General features: G+C 75.0%; 13 protein-coding genes. 9 read left to right on the top strand and 4 right to left on the bottom strand.

Annotated features, from left to right (window positions below; translation table 11 throughout):
- Positions 1–154 precede the first annotated feature (154 nt).
- The 6 genes from mca to purE all read left to right on the top strand — a co-directional run bounded on the left by mca (position 155) and on the right by purE (position 7,997).
- Positions 155–1,036 (top strand): mycothiol conjugate amidase Mca, encoded by an 882-nt coding sequence (gene mca / locus ABT006_RS05670; RefSeq protein ID WP_350703296.1) that lies wholly within the window; start codon positions 155–157, stop codon positions 1,034–1,036.
- Between the two features lie 48 nt (positions 1,037–1,084).
- Complete coding sequence (locus ABT006_RS05665; protein WP_350703295.1) at positions 1,085–1,378, top strand: hypothetical protein; 294 nt, start codon at positions 1,085–1,087, stop codon at positions 1,376–1,378.
- 241 nt (positions 1,379–1,619) lie between these two features.
- Complete coding sequence (locus tag ABT006_RS05660; RefSeq protein ID WP_502890866.1) at positions 1,620–4,088, top strand: putative bifunctional diguanylate cyclase/phosphodiesterase; 2,469 nt, start codon at positions 1,620–1,622, stop codon at positions 4,086–4,088.
- Positions 4,089–4,165: 77 nt separating this feature from the next.
- On the top strand, positions 4,166–6,217 hold the full coding sequence (locus tag ABT006_RS05655) for a thioredoxin domain-containing protein (protein WP_350703291.1): 2,052 nt from the start codon (positions 4,166–4,168) through the stop codon (positions 6,215–6,217).
- A 77-nt stretch (positions 6,218–6,294) separates the two neighbouring features.
- Entirely contained in the window at positions 6,295–7,476 is a 1,182-nt protein-coding gene (locus tag ABT006_RS05650; protein ID WP_350703289.1) for a 5-(carboxyamino)imidazole ribonucleotide synthase, read from the top strand.
- A gap of 50 nt (positions 7,477–7,526) precedes the next feature.
- Positions 7,527–7,997, top strand: a complete 471-nt coding sequence (gene purE / locus ABT006_RS05645) for a 5-(carboxyamino)imidazole ribonucleotide mutase (protein ID WP_350703555.1) — start codon at positions 7,527–7,529, stop codon at positions 7,995–7,997.
- A 20-nt stretch (positions 7,998–8,017) separates the two neighbouring features.
- Here purE and ABT006_RS05640 read toward each other — a convergent pair whose 3' ends face one another.
- The 3 genes from ABT006_RS05640 to ABT006_RS05630 form a co-directional block, all read right to left on the bottom strand.
- Positions 8,018–8,362, bottom strand: a complete 345-nt coding sequence (locus ABT006_RS05640) for a cupin domain-containing protein (RefSeq protein WP_350703287.1) — start codon at positions 8,360–8,362, stop codon at positions 8,018–8,020.
- A 49-nt stretch (positions 8,363–8,411) separates the two neighbouring features.
- Positions 8,412–13,328, bottom strand: coding sequence for an SCO7613 C-terminal domain-containing membrane protein (locus ABT006_RS05635; protein ID WP_350703285.1), 4,917 nt, complete (start codon positions 13,326–13,328; stop codon positions 8,412–8,414).
- A 164-nt stretch (positions 13,329–13,492) separates the two neighbouring features.
- Positions 13,493–14,920 carry a UDP-glucose dehydrogenase family protein gene (locus ABT006_RS05630; protein WP_350703284.1) on the bottom strand — a complete coding sequence of 476 codons (1,428 nt, stop codon included), beginning with the start codon at positions 14,918–14,920 and terminating at the stop codon, positions 13,493–13,495.
- A 247-nt stretch (positions 14,921–15,167) separates the two neighbouring features.
- Between ABT006_RS05630 and ABT006_RS05625 the strand changes: the two genes are divergently transcribed.
- Positions 15,168–16,331: an acyl-CoA dehydrogenase family protein gene (locus tag ABT006_RS05625; RefSeq protein WP_350703282.1), complete on the top strand. Its 1,164-nt coding sequence runs from the start codon at positions 15,168–15,170 to the stop codon at positions 16,329–16,331.
- A gap of 41 nt (positions 16,332–16,372) precedes the next feature.
- Here the strand turns inward: ABT006_RS05625 and ABT006_RS05620 are convergent, their stop codons facing one another.
- The gene (locus ABT006_RS05620) at positions 16,373–17,032 is read right to left on the bottom strand and encodes a hypothetical protein (RefSeq protein WP_350703280.1); all 660 of its coding nucleotides are present in this window, start codon (positions 17,030–17,032) and stop codon (positions 16,373–16,375) included.
- A gap of 23 nt (positions 17,033–17,055) precedes the next feature.
- Here ABT006_RS05620 and ABT006_RS05615 point away from each other — a divergent pair, with 23 nt between their 5' ends.
- On the top strand, positions 17,056–17,574 hold the full coding sequence (locus ABT006_RS05615) for an acyl-CoA thioesterase (protein WP_350703278.1): 519 nt from the start codon (positions 17,056–17,058) through the stop codon (positions 17,572–17,574).
- 205 nt (positions 17,575–17,779) lie between these two features.
- A complete protein-coding gene (locus ABT006_RS05610) occupies positions 17,780–19,768 on the top strand; it encodes an acetoacetate--CoA ligase (protein WP_350703276.1) in 1,989 nt (662 codons plus the stop codon).
- The last annotated feature ends 24 nt before the right edge of the window (positions 19,769–19,792 follow it).

Genomic DNA, 19,792 nt, shown 5'->3' with positions numbered 1-19,792 from the left:
CAAGAATGGCAGAGTTCCATCTTCCCAGCCCGTCCCGTCGTCAAGAATGACACGTCGGCACCGTCAGGTCCCGGCGCGGGGGGAGGATGCCGGCAGGTCAGCCGGGCGGTCCCGCGGGGGGTCCGCCGGCCGCCAGAGACGAGGAGCGCCGACGTTGGCAGAGCGACTGCGACTGATGGCCGTTCACGCACACCCTGACGACGAGTCGAGCAAGGGTGCCGCGACCACCGCGAAGTACGTGGCCGAGGGGGTCGACGTCCTGGTGGTCACGTGCACCGGCGGCGAGCGCGGCAGCGTGCTCAACCCGAAGATGGACCGGCCCGACGTCTGGGCCAACATCGCCGAGATCCGCCGGGGCGAGATGGACGCCGCGCGGGCCATCCTCGGCGTCGAGCAGGCGTGGCTCGGCTTCGTCGACTCCGGTCTGCCCGAGGGCGACCCGCTGCCGCCGCTGCCGGAGGGCTGCTTCGCCCTCCAGGACGTCGAGGTGGCGGCCGGCCCGCTGGTGCGGCTGATGCGCCAGTTCCGCCCGCACGTCGTCACCACGTACGACGAGCAGGGCGGCTACCCGCACCCCGACCACATCATGACGCACAAGATCAGCGTGGCGGCCTTCGACGCCGCCGGTGATCCGGAGCGCTACCCGGAGCTGGGCGAGCCGTGGCAGCCGCTCAAGCTCTACTACGACATCGGCTTCTCGAAGGGCAAGATCCTGGCCCTGCACGAGGCGATCCTCGCCACCGGTCGGGAGTCGCCCTACGAGGAGTGGCTCACCCGCTGGGAGGACCGGCCCGACAAGGGCCCCCGGATCACCACCCGCGTGGAGTGCGCCGACTACTTCCCGGTCCGCGACGACGCGCTGCGGGCCCACGCCACCCAGATCGACCCGGACGGCTTCTGGTTCCACGTGCCGATGGAGGTGCAGCGGCGCGCCTGGCCCACTGAGGACTTCGAGCTGGTCCGCTCGCTGGTCGACAGCCCGCTGCCCGAGTCCGACCTTTTCGCCGGGGTGCGCGAGACGGTCCATGCCCGCTGATCCGGCAGGCGGCTACGCTGGTCACCAACCGCACACCGGAGGAACGCCATGCTGACCGCTGCACAGGTGCTCGCCCAGAACAACTTCGGGGACACCCGCTCGGGTGGCCTGGCGGGGCCGATGGGCCTTTTCCTCATCCTGATCCTGGGGACGGCGACCGTCCTGCTGATCCGCAACATGAACGCCCGGCTGCGCCGGCTGCCCGACCGGTTCCCCCAGCAGGGGCCGTCCGTCGACGCGCACCGGGCGGACGCGGCGGTCGTCGATCCGACAGACGGGACGCCGGCGCAGGATTCATCCTCGGACTCCCCCAAGGGGCGTCAGCAGCGCCGCAACGGGTAGTCCACGCATGATTCACGTCGAACCAGGTCGTCGCCCCCTGTTGCGGCCACCGGGTTTGCCTTAGCCTTCCGCCGGGGGACCAAGAGTTCCCGAGCCGTGCGCGGAAGGGGGCGCCGATGACCACCACAGCAGCGGCCGCCCGGCGTACCGGCGATCGGCCCGTGGGCGGAGGGGATCGGTGACGTCCGGCAGGGCCGGCGAGTCGCCCGACCGGCTCGAAGACCGCGGCACCCCGCCGCGGCTGCTCCTGCTCACCGTCGCCGTCGCGCTGACCGCCCTGGTCGCCGCCGCGGTGGGGTGGACCCTGCCGACGCGCCTCCCCGCCGACGACGCGCTCGGCGGGCCGGCCCGGTTCGGCATCGCCGTCGTCGTGTTCGCCGTCGCCCAGCTGGCCCGGCTGCGGTTCCGCACCGCCGCCGGAATGGTGAGCATCACCTGGGGCGAAGCCGCGCTGATCATCTGCCTCTACCTCGCGCCCGCCGGCTGGCTGCCCTCCGCCACGCTCCTCGGCGCCGGGCTCGCCTGGTCGGCGATGTCGCTGCTCGGCGACCGCCGGCCGGTGCTTGAGGTCGTCCGGATCACGGCCTCGCTGACCGCCGCCACCGCGCTGGCCGTCGCGGTCACCACCGCGCTCGGCCGGCCGCTGCTGGCCGCGCCGACGCCGGGGCTCGCCCTGGCCGTGGTCGCCGGGTCGGTCACCTACCTGCTCGCGACCGCCTGGCTGGGCGGGGCCACCCTGGCGCTCCGGCACGGCATCCCGGTCGCCCCACCGCTGCTCGCCGCGCTCCGCGGCAAGCTGCTGATGTTCGTCGGCAACGTCGCCGTCGGGCTGGTCGTGGTGGCGCTGCTGGAACTCGACGCGCGCTGGCTGCTGCTGCTCCCGCCGCCGCTCTGGCTGCTCCAGCAGACCTACCGGCACCGGCTCCGCGCCGACCAGGAGCGCCGCGCCTGGCGGGCCTTCGCCGAGGCCACCGCCGCGCTCAACCAGCTCGACGAGCGGGGGGTCGCCACCGCCGCGGTGACCGGGGCGCTGGCGCTGTTCAACGCCGAACTCGTCGACGTCGACGTCGCCCGGGGCGACGGCCGGTGGCGGCGCTACCGGGGCGACCCGGGCGGTCACCTGGTCGACCGGGAGGTCGCGCCGCCGGGCCGGACCGAACCGGAGGAGCACGAGCTGGTCCGCGCCCTCACCGTGGGCGCTGCCCGGGTGGGCGAGCTGCGGGTCCGCTTCCCGCGCTCGGCCCCGCCCAGCGCCCGGGAGCGCGACGCCGTGGCAGCGTTCGGCGACGCCCTCGCCGCCGCCCTGCACGACGCCGCCACCCACCGGGAGCTGCGTCTGGTGACCGCCCGCTCGTCGTACGAGGCGGTGCACGACCAGCTCACCGGGCTGGTGAACCGGTCGGCCATGCTCAGCAAGGGCGACCAGGCGCTGCGGCAGCTCGCCCACGACCATCCGGTGGCGCTGCTGCTGCTCGACATCAACCAGTTCAAGGAGGTCAACGACACCCTCGGGCACGCCGCCGGCGACCAGTTGCTGCGCTTGACCGCCAACCGGCTGGGCACCCTCGCCCGCCCCGGGGACCTGCTCGCGCGGCTCGGCGGCGACGAGTTCGCCCTGCTGCTGACGTCGGTCCCGGTGCTCGGCGACCGCGCCGCCCCGATGGCGTACGCGCTGCGGCAGGCCCGCGAGATCGCCGAGCGGCTCGCCGCGCCGACCGAGGTGGCGGGGGTCCGGATGTCCGTCGAGGCCTCCGTCGGGGTGGTGGTCGCCGACGCCGGCACCGCCGACCTGACCGAGCTGCTGCGCCGGGCCGACATCGCGATGTACCAGGCCAAGGAGGGCGGCGGCAGCGTCGCCGCGTACGACGCCACCAGGGACGCCGCCAGCACCGACCAGTTGGCCCTGCTGGCCGAGCTGCGCGAGGCGCTGAAGGCCGACGACCAGCTGGTGCTGGCGTTGCAGCCCGCGGTCGACCTGGCCACCGGCGCGCCGACCGGGGTGGAGGCGCTGATCCGCTGGCGGCACCCGCGCCGGGGCTGGCTCGGCCCGCACGACTTCATCCGGCCGGTGGAGAACAGCGAGCAGCTCGGCAGCTTCACCCGCTACGTGCTGGACAAGGCGCTCGCCGTCGCCGCCGGCTGGGCCCGGGACGGGGTCGACGTGCCGATCTCGGTCAACCTGTCGGCGCGCAGCCTGCTCGACCCCCGCCTGCCCGCCGAGATCGCCGAGGCGCTGCGGCGGCACGAGGTGCCGCCGGACCGGCTGGTCCTGGAGATCACCGAGACGGTGGTGATGAGCGAGCTGGAGGTCATCGACGAGGTGCTCACCACGCTGCGGTCGATGGGCGTGCAGCTCGCGGTGGACGACTTCGGCACCGGCTTCTCCTCGCTGACGTTCCTCACCCGGATCGCCGTGGACGAGCTGAAGGTGGACCGTTCCTTCGTGATCCGGATGGCCGACTCGCCGGAGGCGGCGGCGATCGTGCGGACGACCGTCGGCCTGGCCCACGAGCTGGGGCTGCGGGTGGTCGCCGAGGGTGTGGAGACGGCCGAGCAGCGGTCCGCCCTGGCCGAGCTGGGCTGCACGGCCGCGCAGGGTTACCACTTCTTCAAGCCGATGCCGGCCGACAAGATCGGCGCGGTGCTGGGCACCCTGCTCGACGAGGCCCGGCCGAACGTCTTCCCGCTGCGCGCCGACGGCGCCTCCTGACCCGGCCCGGCGCACCGCACCAGCGGGCGGGCGCGGAGCGCGGGCGGGCGGGGGCACCGGCTCGTTATGGTCGTCGGGTGAACCGACTCGCTGACGCCACGAGCCCGTACCTCCTCCAGCACGCCGACAACCCGGTCGACTGGTGGCCGTGGTGCGCCGAGGCGTTCGCCGAGGCGAAGCGCCGGGACGTGCCGGTGATCATCTCGGTCGGCTACGCCGCCTGCCACTGGTGCCACGTGATGGCCCACGAGTCGTTCGAGGACGAGCAGGTCGGCGCCCTGATGAACGACGACTTCGTCTCGATCAAGGTGGACCGCGAGGAGCGCCCCGACGTCGACGCCGTCTACATGACCGCCACCCAGGCGATGACCGGGCAGGGCGGTTGGCCGATGACCGTCTTCGCCACCCCGGACGGCACCCCGTTCTTCTGCGGCACCTACTTCCCCCGGCCGAACTTCGTCCGGCTGCTCCAGTCGGTCGCCACCGCCTGGCGGGACCAGCGGGACGCCGTGATCACGCAGGGTGCCGCCGTGGTCGAGGCCATCGGCGGAGCCCAGGCCGTCGGCGGCCCCACCGCGCCGCTGGACGCCGCGCTGCTCGACGCCGCGGCCGAGCAGCTCGGCAGGGAGTACGACGAGGTGAACGGCGGCTTCGGCGGCGCGCCGAAGTTCCCGCCGCACATGAACCTGCTCTTCCTGCTCCGGCACCACCAGCGCACCGGCTCGGCGCGGAGCCTGGAGGTCGCCCGGCACACCTGCGAGGCGATGGCCCGGGGCGGCATCTACGACCAGCTCGCCGGCGGCTTCGCCCGCTACTCGGTCGACGCGCACTGGACCGTGCCGCACTTCGAGAAGATGCTCTACGACAACGCGCTGCTGCTGCGGACGTACACCCAGCTCTGGCGGCTGACCGGCGACCCGCTGGCCGCCCGGGTCGCGGCCGAGACCGCCGCCTTCATGATCGACGACCTGGGCACGCCCGAGGGCGGCCTGGCCTCCGCGCTGGACGCGGACACCGAGGGCGTCGAGGGGCTCACCTACGCCTGGACGCCGGCCCAGCTCGTGGAGGCGCTGGGGGAGGACGACGGCCGCTTCGCCGCCGACCTGTTCGCGGTCACCGAGCAGGGCACGTTCGCCCCTCATTCCGCCTCCGCGCCGCAAGACGGCGCTCCGGACGGAAGGAGGGGCGTCGAGCACGGCACGAGCGTGCTGCGGCTGGCCCGGGACGTGGACGACGCCGCCCCGGAGGTGGCCGCCCGGTGGGAGCGGATCCGGGCCCGGCTGCGCGAGGTCCGCGACACCCGGCCCCAGCCGGCCCGGGACGACAAGGTGGTCGCCTCCTGGAACGGGCTCGCGGTCACCGCGCTGGTCGAGCACACCGCGCTCACCGGCGACCCGGTCACCGCCGCCGCCGCGATCCGGATCGGCGAGGTGCTCGCCGAGCGGCACATCGTGGACGGGCGGCTGCGCCGGGTCTCCCGGGCCGGCGTGGTGGGCGAGCCGGCCGGCGTGCTCGAGGACCACGGCTGCGTGGCCGAGGCGTTCTGCGCGCTGCACCAGCTCACCGGGGAGGGTCGCTGGCTGACGCTGGCCGGTCGGCTGCTCGACGTCGCGCTGGAGCGGTTCGCCGCCCCCGGCGGCGGGTTCTACGACACCGCCGACGACGCCGAGCGGCTGGTCGCCCGCCCCGCCGACCCCACCGACAACGCCACCCCGTCCGGGCGCTCGGCGATCGTCGCGGCGTTGGTCGCGTACGCGGCCCTGACCGGTGAGACCCGCTACCGGGAGGCCGCCGAGGCCGCGCTGTCGACCGTGGCGCCGATCGTCGGCCGGCACGCCCGGTTCACCGGCTACGCGGCCACCGTCGGCGAGGCGCTGCTCTCCGGGCCGTACGAGATCGCGGTGGTCACCGACGAGCCGACCGGCGACCCGTTGGTGGCGGCGGCGCACCGGCACGCCCCGCCCGGCGCGGTGATCGTGGCGGGCCGCCCGGGACAGGCCGGGGTGCCGCTGCTCGCCGACCGGCCGATGGTCGACGGGCGGCCCACCGCGTACGCCTGCCGGGGTTTCGTCTGCGAGCGCCCGGTGACGACGGTGGAGGACCTGGTCGGCCAGCTCGGCCGGCGCTGAGGCCCACGGCCGCGGCGGTGTGCGATCGGCCATCCGGCGGGGCGGGGGACGGGTCGCCCGGTTAGGCTGGCGCCGCTATGGATTCCCGTACCGGTCTGCCTGTTGTCGGCATGGTGGGTGGTGGCCAGCTGGCCCGGATGACCCACCAGGCCGCGATCGCCCTCGGCCAGTCGCTGCGCGTGCTCGCACTGGCCCCCGACGACGGCGCCGCGCTGGTCGCCGCCGACGTCCAGTACGGCGACCACACCGACCTCGCCGCGCTGCGCACCTTCGCCAAGGGCTGCGACGTGGTCACCTTCGACCACGAGCACGTCCCCACCGAGCACATCCGGGCGCTGGCCGCCGAGGGCGTGAAGCTCTTCCCGCCGGCCGACGCGCTGCTGCACGCGCAGGACAAGCGGGTGATGCGGGAGCGGCTCGGCGAGCTGGGCGCGCCGAACCCGGCGTGGCGACCGGTGGCCGAGCCCGCCGACCTGGTGGCCTTCGGCGACGAGACCGGCTGGCCGGTCGTGCTCAAGGCGGCCCGCGGCGGGTACGACGGCCGGGGCGTGTGGCTGGTCGGCGACGCGGCGCAGGCCACCGAGCTGGCCGCGACGCTGCTCGCCGGCGGCACCCGGCTGATCGTCGAGGAGCGGGTGCCGCTGCGCCGGGAACTCGCCGTGCAGGTGGCCCGCTCGCCGTTCGGGCAGGTCGCCGCGTACCCGGTGGTCGAGACGGTGCAGCGGGACGGCATCTGCGTCGAGGTGCTCGCCCCCGCGCCGGGCCTGCCGGAGGAGCTGGCGGTCGCCGCCCAGCAGCTCGCCATCGATCTGGCCACCGCGCTCGGCGTGGTCGGCCTGCTCGCGGTGGAGCTGTTCGAGGTCGCCGACCCGGCCGCGCCCGCCGGCAGCCGGATCGTGGTGAACGAGCTGGCGATGCGGCCGCACAACTCCGGGCACTGGACCATCGAGGGCGCGCGCACGTCGCAGTTCGAGCAGCACCTGCGGGCGGTGCTCGACTACCCGATGGGGGACACCTCGCTGACCGCACCCGCCGTGGTGATGGCGAACGTGCTCGGCGGCGAGCCGGGCGGGATGTCGATCGACGAGCGGTTGCACCACCTCTTCGCGGCGGAGCCGGGCGCCAAGGTGCACCTCTACGGCAAGCAGGTGCGACCCGGCCGCAAGATCGGGCACGTCACGGTGCTCGGCGACGACCTGGACGACGTACGGACGCGGGCCGCGCGGGCCGCCCGCTGGCTGCGGGAGGGACACCAGTGAGCGGGACCGGTGAACGTGCGGACGCCGCTGTCGGCGCCGTCGGGCTGATCATGGGCAGCGACTCGGACTGGCCGACCATGAAGGCCGCCGCCGAGGTGCTGGACGAGTTCGAGGTGTCGTACGAGGTCGGCGTGGTCTCCGCGCACCGTACGCCGACCAAGATGATCGAGTACGGCCGCGCCGCCGTCGACCGGGGCCTGAAGGTCATCATCGCCGGGGCCGGGGGCGCCGCGCACCTGCCCGGCATGGTCGCCTCGGTGACGCCGTTGCCGGTGATCGGCGTGCCGGTGCCGCTCAAGCACCTCGACGGCATGGACTCGCTGCTCTCCATCGTGCAGATGCCGGCCGGCATCCCGGTCGCCACCGTGTCGATCGGCAACGCCCGCAACGCCGGGCTGTTGGCCGTACGGATCCTGGCGGCCGGCGATCCCGCCCTGCTCGACCGGATGGCGGCCTACCAGGCGGACCTGGAGCAGTTGGTGGCCGAGAAGGACGCCGCGCTGCGCGCCTCGCTCGCCTGACCTGCGCGCCCGGCCCCGACCTAGGCGTCCCTCCGGCCGGGCGTGCGCGACCCGTACGCCGGGCCGAACACCACCAGCAGTGCCAGGTCCTCGGTCACGTCCTCGAACCGGTGCTCCTCGCCCGCGGGCACGAAGATCACCGAGCCGGGGCCGACCTCGGCGGTGGCGTCCGGGGTCACGATCCTGGCCCGCCCCGAGGTCACCACGTAGATCTCGTCCTCGGTGTGCGGGCTCTGATCGTCGAGCCCACCGGCCGGAATGCAGTACGTCCCCACCGACAGGTCCGGCACGCGCAGGTGCTCCACCCAGTCGTTGGCCGCCCCCACGGGCCGGGTCCACGCCCCGGCGCCTTCGATGATCCGCATGGCCGGAGCGTAGTCAACCCCCGCCCGGGCCCGGGAGTGCCCGGATGCCTCATCTCATGCCGCGCAGGGCGGTCTGCAGGCGCTCCTGGGCTCGGCGGCGGCGCTCGTTGCTCGCGCCGAGCACCAGCAGCAGGAGCCCGACCGGGATCAGCGCCAGCCACGGCCCGAGGCTGAACAGCGCGTGCACCGCCGCGATCGCGGTGACGGCGGCACCGACGATCACCGGCGCCTGCTGCTGGCTCGTCGAGCCGAAGACGAGCACCGCGACCGCGCCGAGCAGCAGCAGCACCTGGCGCAGCGTGCTGGAGTCGGTGGCCAGCACGATCGCCAGGGTCGGCACGAACGCGGTTACCAGCGCCGGCCCGTACGCGACCCAGCTGCTCAGGTCGGGCCGGTGCCGCAGCTCCAGCACCCCGACGAGCAGGGCGAGCGCCGCGAAGGGCAGCGTGTACGCCTCCGGCAGCGCCACGTCGGCCACCCGCATCAGGATCCACCAGGCGGCGATCTCGCAGACCACCACCGCCCAGAACAGGATGCGCCGCTCCACCGGCCGGCGGCCCGGCCGGGTGGCCGCGACGCCGAGGACCGCGCCCCAGGCGGCCAGCAGCGCCGCGATGTGCCGGGGCGAGTCGAAGGCCAGGGCCAGGGCGATCAGGGCGGCGGCGTGCCCGCTCCACTCCACGGTGGCCGCCTCGCGCTGGGCCTCGGGACGGCGGAGCCGGGGCAGGGTCGCGGCGAACACCTGTAGGGCCGCGCCGACCGCCAGCACGCCGAAGGCGGACCAGACCGCCGCGAGCCCGGCCACCAGCCCGGCGGTGAGCACGAACAGCTGCGCCATCAGCGAGGCGAAGAGCCAGCCGAGGATGCGTGCCCGCTGGGTGGTGCCGAACAGCGCCGCCACGGTGCCGACGCCGACCGCGCCGCCGAGCGTGAAGAGCGTCAGCTCTCGGGTGGCGAGGCTGCCGGCCAGCCCCGCGCCCCCGGCGGCCAGCCCGATGGCGAAGACCAGCACCCGGGTCAGCCGCAGGGAACGGGCCGGCTCGACCAGCGGCGGGGGCAGGGTCAGCGCCAGGCCCAGCATCGAGATGGTGAACACGGCCAGCGCCGCGAGGGTGCTCGCCGGCCAGCCGTTGCCCAGCGCCACCGGGGTGATCAGCAGGGTCACGGCCGCGCCGGGCAGCACCACGGGCACCGCCCGGGAGCGCCGGCCGCCGCTGAACCCGATGGCGGCCAGCGCGGCGGTCGCGGTGAGCAGCAGCGCGGTCAGCACGTGGGTCGGGTCGACCGCGCCGGGCGGCGGGGTGAGCAGCTCCGGCGGTGGCCCCTGCCAGACCCGGGCGAGGCTGCGGTGCGGCTCCACCAGGGCGACGACCAGGGCCGGTGCGATCGACACCAGCGCCAGGACGGTGGGCAGCGCGGCGACGGCGAGCGCGCCGGCGGCCGGGCTGAGCCGCCAGCGCCGCGTGCCGTCGTCCGGCAGCCGCCGCAGCGCCCCGTCGAGCAGCACCGACCAGCGCCGTACCGGCTGGGCCGAGCCGGCCGGCGGTTCGGTCGCGCCGCGGGCCAGCTCGGCGAGCACCCCGAGCAGGGCCGCGGCGGCGGCGTAGACCCCGACGGGCAGCCCGGCGGGGACGGCGGCCAGCGCGGTCACGGTGGCGCCGCCGGCCACCGTCGCGCTCGCCCAGGGCAGGTACTGCGGAACCCGTCGCCGGGCGGCGGCCATCGCCGCCAGGCCCAGGCTGGACGCGGCCAGCGCGGCGGTGAGCACCACCTCCGGCGAGTGGCCGAACTCGGCCGCCAGCGCCGCGACCGCGCCCGGGGACGCGAGCAGGGCGGCGCCGGCGGCGGCGCCTCCGATCTGCGCCAGGTGCGGCGGCATCCCCTCGGCCTTGATGTCGTCGACCAGCGGCACGGCCAGCGTCCGGGCCAGCGCCGCCACCGCCACGCCGATCAGCGCGATGCTGCCCAGCGCCAGCGCGGTGGTCCACGGCCGGACCAGGCCGGCCCCGGCGGCGTGCAGGGCCACCACGCCCGCCACGACCGCCCGGGACAGCCCGGCGCGCGGGTCGGTCGCCGCCACGGCGGCCATCCCGAAGAGCGTGGCGACCATGCCGCCGACCAGGACCGGCGACCACCACGGCAGGTCGAACGCGGCCGGTGCGCCGATCGTGGCGAGCACGGCCGCCGCCCCCGACACGTCGTACTTCCACGGTGGCGGCAGCAGGACCGCGGCGGCGACGCCGAGCAGGGCCAGCGCGACCGGCGCCTGCCACGCCGACCCGCCGGTCGGCGCGGCCGGCCAGCCGGTCAGGTCGCCGGCCCAGATCGGGCCGGGGGTGGCGAGCACCCCCAGCCCGCCGCGCAGCGCGCTCCAGCCGGCCAGCACGCCGATGAGCACGCCGCCGACGGTGAGGCCGAGGATCGGCCCGCGCCGCCACTCCTCGGGCATCGCGCGGGCGGCCACCGCGACCACCAGCACCAGCCCGGCGGCGACGGCGAGCTGGCCGCCGGGGGCGAGCACCGCCGCGATCCGGGCGAGGGTGGCGATCAGGGCGGCGGTCACCGCCGCGGCGGCGAGGTCGGAGCCGTCCAGGGAGAGGTCGGAGCGCCGGCCCGCGTCGATGGGGCCGGCGAACACCACCATCGCGGCGGCGACGAGCAGCAGCCCGCCGACCCAGGCGTCGGCGGCGGTGGCGCCGGGGGCCCCGAACGCGGCGGCGGTGACCACGACCGTGCCCAGGGCGGTGCCCACCGCCAGCGGCGCCGGGACGTGTCGCTGGGACACCTGCACGATGGCGGCGTAGCCGAGGGTGACGCAGACCGCCAGGAAGCTGGCCGCCAGCACCGGGACGGTGGCCTCGCGCAGGCTCGCCGGGGTGGGTGTCGGGTCGGTCGGCACGGTGGCGGCGACGAAGGCGGCCACCGCGCCCGGCAGCGCGAACGCCGCGCCGCCGGCGGCCCAGGCCGAGACGGTGTCGGCCGCGGCCGGGGCGAGCCGCATCCGGGGCGCCACGGCGACCAGCACCCCGGCGGCGAAGAGCGCGAGCAGGGCCGCGGTCGTCAGCGCCGGCCGGGCCAGGGCGGCGCCCGCCCCGAACAGCCCGACGCCGGCCGCGGCGGCCGCGTGCGCCACCGCCGCCCGTCCGGTCCGGGCGGAGAGCCCGACGACCCCGATGCCGATCGCGGTCAGCACCATCGGCCAGGGCGCCACCGCCCACCCGAGACCGAACGACGCCGGTACGGCGAGGGCGGTCAGCGCCGCGCCGACCACCGCGAACTCCCGGCGGATCTCCGGCGGCAGGGCCAGCACCGCGGCCACGGTCAGCAGGAAGGCGCTCGCGGCGAGCTGCCAGGCGGCCGGGCCGACCGCCGCGGCCAGCTCGGCCGGGTAGCGGTCGAGGTCGGCCGCCCAGGCCGGCAGCGCGGCTCGGACGGGGGCGACCCCGGCGCGCAGGGCCCCGCCGGCGACGACCACCCCGCTGACCGTGAGCGCCACCGCCGAGGCGAGCTGCGGGCCGCGCCGGGCGGCCTCCGGCACCGCCCGCACGGCGATCCCGGTGACGGTGATGACCGCCGCGATGAGCAGCAGCGCCCGGCCGGGTAGCGCCACCGAGGCGATCCGGCTCAGCGCGCCGATCACGGCCAGGGTGAAGATTCCGGCGCCGAGGTCGGGCAACGGCGGCCGGCGCAGCACCAGCGTCCCGGCCAGGCCCACGGCGGCGGCCAGCAACAGCGCCAGCCCCGCTCCGGTCGCGGCCGGCACGGTGGTCGCCCGCAGCAGGGCGGAGACGGCGTACGCGAGGGCGACGGCGACCGCCACCCCGTGCAGCGTCCAGGTCAGCTCGCGCAGCCACGGCACCGCCCGGGCGGCCCGGGTCGGTGTCGCCTGCTCCGGCGGGTCACCGTCGAGCACCTCGCCGGCCTCCTCCGGGGCACCCTCCGGCCGGCCCTCGGCGCGACGTTGGCGGGGCGTTGCCGGTGCCGCCGACGCGGCGGGGGCGGCCGGCGGCTCGGGCAGGTCCCGGCGTACCGGCCGCTCCACGGTGACCGGTGACCGGGCCAGCCAGAGGTCGAGCACGGCCACCGCGGTCAGCACCAGCGCCCAGCCGCCGGGGCCGGTGACCCGGTCGTACGCGAACAGCGGCAGCACCGGCTGGGCGGCCAGCACGGTGGCGAACCGGGGCGCGCGCAGCCCCGTCCAGCTCGCGTAGCCGAAGGCGACGCCGGCGGTGACAGCGAAGATCACCCCGGCGAAGACGGCACCCGAGGCGCCGCCGTTGCCGATCCGGTCCACCGCCCACAGCGCGTAGCCGGCGAGCGGCACCAGCAGCAGGCCGACGGCGGAGATGGTCTCGGCGGTCGAGGTGAGCCCGCGCCGTGCCAGCACGGGCGGGGCGAGCAGCATCAGCACGGTCGCGAGCAGCAGGACGCCCAGCCGGGCCAGTGCGTCCATCGAGCTGGTGGCCACCGCGGCGAAGACCACCGCGGCGACGGCGAGCAGCAGCGCGCCGAGCCCGAGGGGGATGTTCTGCACCTCGCGGGAGGACGCCTCCGGCGGATGCTCCGGGTCGTCGGCGTCGAGCCAGGTGGCGCCCGGCGGCGGGGGCGGATCCTCCGGGCCGGCCGGGGTGCCCTGCCGGGGCACCCGGGGCGGTGCGCCGGTGGCGGCGGTGGGCGGGCGGCGGCCGGGCCGGCGGCGCAGCACCCGGCGGGGGCGGGTGGCCTGCTTGAGACGTTCCTCACCGGCGTGCGCGAGGATGTCCCGCTGGAAGAGCGCGGCCTGCATCTTGGCGGCGATCTGCCGCTGCTCGCTGGCGATGGCGGCCTCGCGGGCCTTCATCTCCGCGATGGACCGCTCGATCTCCGCCAGGTGCTCGACCCACTGTGGCTGGTGCGCGCCGCAGTGCGGGCAGCTGACGGCCGGTTTGATCTCCTGGCCGCACGAGGAGCACTGAAAGCTCGCCACGACACCCCTCCACCCGCACTGTGGACTCCCACCTTGGCAGCATGCCGAATGCGGGCGCGGATTTCGACAGTTGTCGGCGGGTCCGGGGCAAAGATCGTCCACGCGGACGGCGAACGGCCGGTCGCGGAGCGTGCTCCACGGCCGGCCGTCTCAGCGGTCGATGGTCAGGGGCGGCCCATGCCGCGGTACTCCCAGCCGGCCTGCGTCCACAGTGCCGAGTCCAGGCAGTTGCGCCCGTCGACCACCCGGCGGCCGGCGGCCAGCTCGCCGAGGGCGACGGGGTCGGCGTTGCGGAAGTCGGCCCACTCGGTGAGTACGCAGACGAGGTCGGCGCCGGTCACGGCCTCGTTGATGCCGGGCTCGTAGACCAGCTCGGGAGCCACCGCGCGGGCCCGCTCCATGCCCTGCGGGTCGTAGACGTGCACGTCGGCGCCGGCCTTGCGCAGCAGCGACGCGACGGCGAGCGCCGGTGCGTCGCGTACGTCGTCGGTGTTGGGCTTGAAGGTCGCGCCGAGCACGGCGATCCGGGTGCCGGACAGGTCCGGCCCGGCCGGCCCGGACCGGCGGCCGAGCAGCTCGGCGGCGAGCTGGACGACCCGGGTCCGGCGGCGCATGTTGATCAGGTCGACCTCGTGCAGGAAGCGCAGCGCCTCCCCGGCGCCGAGCTCCTGGGCGCGGGCCTGGAAGGCCCGGATGTCCTTGGGCAGGCAGGCGCCGCCGAAGCCGAGCCCGGCCTGGAGGAAGCGGTTGCCGATGCGGGGGTCGAAGCCGATGGCCCGGGCGAGGTGGGTGACGTCGCCGCCGGCGGCCTCGCAGACCTCGGCCATCGCGTTGATGAAGGAGATCTTGGTGGCGAGGAAGGCGTTCGCGGCGACCTTGACCAGCTCGGCGGTCGCGAAGTCGGTGACCACCAGGGGCACCTCGCGGTCCTCCGTGGCGGCCAGGTCGAAGACGCCCTTGTGGGCGGCGTAGAGCATGCCGTTGGCCCACTCGCTCTTGACGCCGACCACGATCCGGTTGGGCCGCAGCACGTCGTCGACGGCGAAGCCCTCCTGGAGGAACTCGGGGCTCCACGCCACCTCGACGCCGAGGTCGGCGGGGGTGTGCTTGCTCACCAGCTGCTCGACCCACTCGGCGGTGCCGACCGGCACGGTGGACTTGCCGACGATCAGCGCCTTGCGGGTCAGGTGCTGGGCCAGGCTGGTGACCGACGCCTCGACGTACGACAGGTCGGCGCCCATGCCGTCGGCGATCTGCGGCGTGCCGACGCAGATGAAGTGCACGTCGCCGAATTCGGCGACCTCGGCGATGTCCGTGCTGAACCGCAGCCGCCCGGCCGCCAGGTTGCGCTTGAGCAGCTCGTCCAGGCCCGGCTCGTGGATCGGCACCTCGCCGGCGTTCAGCATGGCGATCTTGTCGGCGTCGACGTCGAAGCCGAGGACCTCGTAGCCCAGCTCGGCGTAGCAGATGGCGTACGTCGCACCGAGGTAGCCGGTGCCCAGGAAGGTCACCCGTGGCCGCTGCGCGCCCGAGGGGGGCGTCACCGCGGCGATGGCGGGCATCGGCTGGGTGTTCGGGTACGGGATCGTCACGCCTGTCTTCTCCGCTCGCGCTGGCGCCGCGTCGTCGCGTCGCGTTCTGCTGCGGCGCCTGGGCGGGCACCGGAGGGACTCTATGCCTGTCACTTCCATCATCGCCGGGCGGCGTCGACGCTCGTCGTGCCATAGCCTACGCGGCGGTAACATCGCCTGGGGTTGGTCGCTATCCTTCAGTCTGCGCCGTCGACGGTCACAAGACGCTACAGACTGCGCATGATAGCGGTGAAGGGGAGGGGCCGACATGGCCGCAGAGCAGTCGTTCGACGTCTACCGGTTGCCGGAGGAGCACGAGGCGATCCGGGAGGCGGTCCGTGAGGTCTGTGCGGCCAAGGTGGCCCCGCATGCGGCCGAGGCGGACGAGACCGGTGAGTTCCCGAAGGCGTCCTACGACGCGTTGCGCGCCGCGGACTTCCACGCCCCGCACATCCCCGTCGAGTACGGCGGCGCGGGCGCGGACGCCCTGGCCACGGCCATTGTGATCGAGGAGGTGGCGCGGGCCTGCGCGTCGTCCTCGCTGATCCCCGCGGTCAACAAGCTGGGCACCATGCCGCTGCTGCTGGCGGGCTCGGAGGACCTCAAGCGCCGCTACCTGAGCCGCGTCGCGTCGGGCGACGCGATGTTCTCGTACTGCCTCTCCGAGCCGGAGGCGGGCAGCGACGCGGCCTCGATGACCACCCGCGCCGTGCGTGACGGCGATCACTGGGTGCTCAACGGCGTCAAGCGCTGGATCACCAACGCCGGGGTCTCGGAGTTCTACACGGTCTTCGCGGTGACCGACCCGACGGCCCGGTCCCGGGGCATCTCCGCGTTCGTGGTGGAGAAGTCCGACGCCGGGGTCAGCTTCGGCGCCCCGGAGAAGAAGCTCGGCATCAAGGGCTCGCCGACCCGCGAGGTCTACCTGGACAACGTCCGGATCCCGGCGGACCGCATGATCGGCGCCGAGGGCACCGGTTTCGCCACCGCGATGCGGACCCTGGACCACACTCGGGTCACCATCGCCGCGCAGGCCCTCGGCATCGCCCAGGGCGCGCTCGACTACGCCAAGGGGTACGTGCAGGAGCGCAAGCAGTTCGGCAAGGCGGTCGCCGAGTTCCAGGGCGTCCAGTTCATGCTCGCCGACATGGGCATGAAGCTGGAGGCGGCCCGGCAGTTGACGTACGCCGCCGCCGGCAAGTCGGAGCGCGGCGACGCCGACCTGACCTACTTCGGCGCGGCGGCCAAGTGCTTCGCCTCGGACGCGGCCATGGAGATCACCACCGACGCGGTGCAGCTGCTCGGCGGCTACGGCTACACCCGGGACTACCCGGTCGAGCGGATGATGCGCGACGCCAAGATCACCCAGATCTACGAGGGCACCAACCAGGTGCAGCGCATCGTGATGGCCCGCCAGCTCCTCAAGGACTGACCGGCCGTCGGGCGGGCCGGTCTCCCGGCCCGCCCGACGTGTCACCGGATCTCGGTCGTGTCCTCCGGCCGGTTGCCGGTGCGCGGCGGCGCCGACCACGGCGACTCGCCGCCGGTGCGGCGGGGCAGCGGCTCGGTCGGCGTCGAGTCGTCCGGGTAGCCCAGGGTCAGCGGGGCGGTGTCCTGGTCGGCCGAGCCGGCCGGGGGCCAGTCGGTCAGGGTGAAGTCGTCCCGTTCCGGGCCGGTCGCGGGCTCCGGCGCCACCTCGGCGGCCGGGCGCGGCCACCGGCGCCAGCGCTGCCCGCTGAACGTCGCCATGATCAGCAGCAGGCCGATCAGGAAGAGGGTGCCGTTCTCCACCGGCGCGTGCAGCGGCAGGGGGTCACCGAAGACCTTCCAGCCGTCCGGGATGCGGTCCCGCACCTCGAAGGGCGCGGCGAACATCCCCACGTACGGGGCGGCGAGCAGCAGCCCGGCCACCAGCGGGCCGAGCGGTGAGATGCGCAGCGTGCCGAGCAGGCCGAGCAGGATCCCGCCGACGGCGAGGTAGACGGCAGGCTCGATGAGATTGGCCGAGTTGGACGTGCCGATCTCGACCCAACGGTCGACGGTGCCCGCCGACCCGTCCTGCCCGAGGGTGACCAGCACCCACGTGACGGGTGCCACCACCAGCCCGGCGAGGAAGCTCCAGAGATGTCGCATCCGCGCACCGTACCGTTTCCGACATGACCGAGCACCCCTCCACCGCGCCGGCCGGTAAGCCGACCTCGTACTCCCGGGTCACCCTGAGCCGGATCATGACCGCTGTCGACGTCAACCTCTACGGCACCGTGCACGGCGGGGTGCTGATGAAGTTCATCGACGACGTGGCGGGGGCGGCGGCCGCCCGGCACAGCGGCGGCACGGCGGTCACCGCGGCCATCGACGAGATCGTCTTCGCCGAGGCGGTCCGGGTCGGCGACCTGGTCCACGCACACGCCCAGGTGAACTGGACCGGGCAGACCTCGATGGAGGTGGGCGTCCGGGTGGAGGCCGAGCGGTGGGACTCGGCCGAGGACGAGCCGGTCGGGGTGGCCACCGCGTACCTCGTCTTCGTGGGCGTCGACGTCGGCGGCGCGCCCCGGGCGGTCCGGCCGGTGCTGCCCGAGACCGAGGAGGACGAACGGCGGTTCCGGGAGGCGGAGATCCGCCGGGCCCACCGCCTCGCCCGCCGCCGCGCCATCCAGGCCCACCGCGCCGGCTGAGACGTCGGGAAGGGCTCCTTCCGCCACCGCAGGCGTGCGGAAGGGGCCCTTCCTGGCACTTCCCACACAGGGTGGTGGTGGGGCATGTGGGTTCCGCACGTGCGCCGACGGGGGCCGGGTGCGGAGAATGGCGCTTCGAGGTAGGGCAAGATGGCGCCACGGCCCATTTCACAGTGTCGTGCGGGGCCAGGGGGAGGGTGGAGCAGTGGGTGACGTGCTGTGGACGCCGCCGGCGGACGTACGCGAGCGGTCCCGGATCGGGAACTACCTGCGCTGGCTGCGTGAGCACCGGGGCGTGGACTTCGCCGACTACGACGAGCTGTGGCGCTGGTCGGTCACCGACCTGGAGGCGTTCTGGCGGTCGGTCTGGGACCACTTCGAGGTGGTCGCCCACACCCCGCCGACCGCCACGCTGACCGACCGGGGGATGCCCGGCGCCCGCTGGTTCCCCGGCGCCACCCTGAACTACGCCGAGAACGTGCTGCGGATGCCCGGCCGGGCCGACGACGACCCGGTGGTGATCGCGCACGGCCAGACCCGGGCGCCGGTCACCCTCACCGCCGCCGGGCTGCGCGAGCAGGTCCGCCGGGTGGCGGCCGGGCTGCGCCGGCTCGGCGTCACCGCCGGCGACCGGGTGGCCGCGTACGCGCCGAACATCCCCGAGACGTACGTGCTGCTGCTGGCCACCAGCAGCCTGGGCGCGATCTTCTCCTCCTGCGCGCCCGAGTTCGGCACCCGCAGCGTCACCGACCGCTGGCAGCAGATCGAGCCGAAGGTCCTCGTCGCCGTGGACGGCTACCGGTACGGCGAGAAGCCGGTGGACCGGCGCGGCGAGGTGGCGGCGATCCGGGCCGCCCTGCCGTCGCTGGCGCACACCGTCGGCATCGCCTACCTCGACCCGGCCGGCCCGCCGCCCGAGGGCGCGCTCGCCTGGTCCGACCTGGCCGCCGAGACCGACGAGCCGCTGACCTTCACCCCGGTCGCCTTCGACCACCCGCTCTACGTGCTCTACTCCTCCGGCACGACCGGGCTGCCCAAGCCGATCGTGCACGGCCACGGCGGCATCCTGCTGGAGCATCTGAAGATGCTGGCCCTGCACCACGACCTGGGCCCGGCGGACCGGTTCTTCTGGTTCACCACCACCGGCTGGATGATGTGGAACTTCCTGGTCTCCGGGCCGGCGGTGGGCGCGGCGATCGTGCTGTTCGACGGCAACCCGGGCCACCCCGACCTGGGCGCGCTGTGGCGGCTGGCGGAGGAGACCGGCACCACGTACCTCGGCACGTCCGCGCCGTTCCTGCTGGCCTGCCGCAAGGCGGGGCTGGTGCCGAGGGAGATCGCCGACCTGACCGCGCTGCGCGGGGTCGGCTCGACCGGCGCCCCGCTGCCCGCCGAGGGCTTCACCTGGGTGTACGAGACCGTCGGCGACGACCTCCAGCTCCAGTCGCTCTCCGGCGGCACGGACGTCTGCACCGGCTTCGTGGGCGGGGTGCCGCTGCTGGCGGTGCACGCCGGGGAGATCACCTGTCGGGCGCTGGGCGCCAAGGTGGAGGCCCGCTCGGCCGACGGCACCCCGGTGATCGGCGAGCTGGGCGAGCTGGTGATCACCGAGCCGATGCCGAGCATGCCGGTGGGCTTCTGGAACGACCCGGACGGCGCCCGCTACCGGGAGGCGTACTTCGACCTCTACCCGGGCGTCTGGCGGCACGGCGACTGGATCACGATCAACGACCGGGGCGGCTGCGTGATCACGGGCCGCTCCGACGCCACCCTCAACCGGGGCGGCGTGCGGCTGGGCACCGCCGAGTTCTACTCGGTCGTCGAGGGGCTGGACGAGGTCGTCGACTCGGTGGTGGTGCACCTGGAGGACGACGAGGGCGGCGCCGGCGAGCTGCTGCTGTTCGTGGTGCTCGCCGAGGGCCTGGAGCTGGACGACACGCTGCGGAAGAAGATCTGCCGGGAGCTGCGTACCGCCCTGTCGCCGCGGCACGTCCCGGACGAGATCCACCAGGTCCGCGCCGTGCCGCGCACCCTCTCGGCGAAGAAGCTGGAGGTGCCGGTGAAGAAGATCCTCACCGGCACCCCGGTCGACTCGGCGGCGGCCAAGGGCGCCCTGGCCAACCCGGAGTCCCTGTCGGCGTTCGCCGCGCTCGCCCAGCGCCGCGCCACCCACCCGGAGTCCACCCCCGCCTGACCCGACCGCGTCCACCCTGCCGGG

The organism is Micromonospora sp. NPDC002717, from assembly GCF_040295705.1.
Lineage (GTDB): Bacteria > Actinomycetota > Actinomycetes > Mycobacteriales > Micromonosporaceae > Micromonospora.
This window is presented reverse-complemented; position numbering and strand designations above follow the sequence as displayed.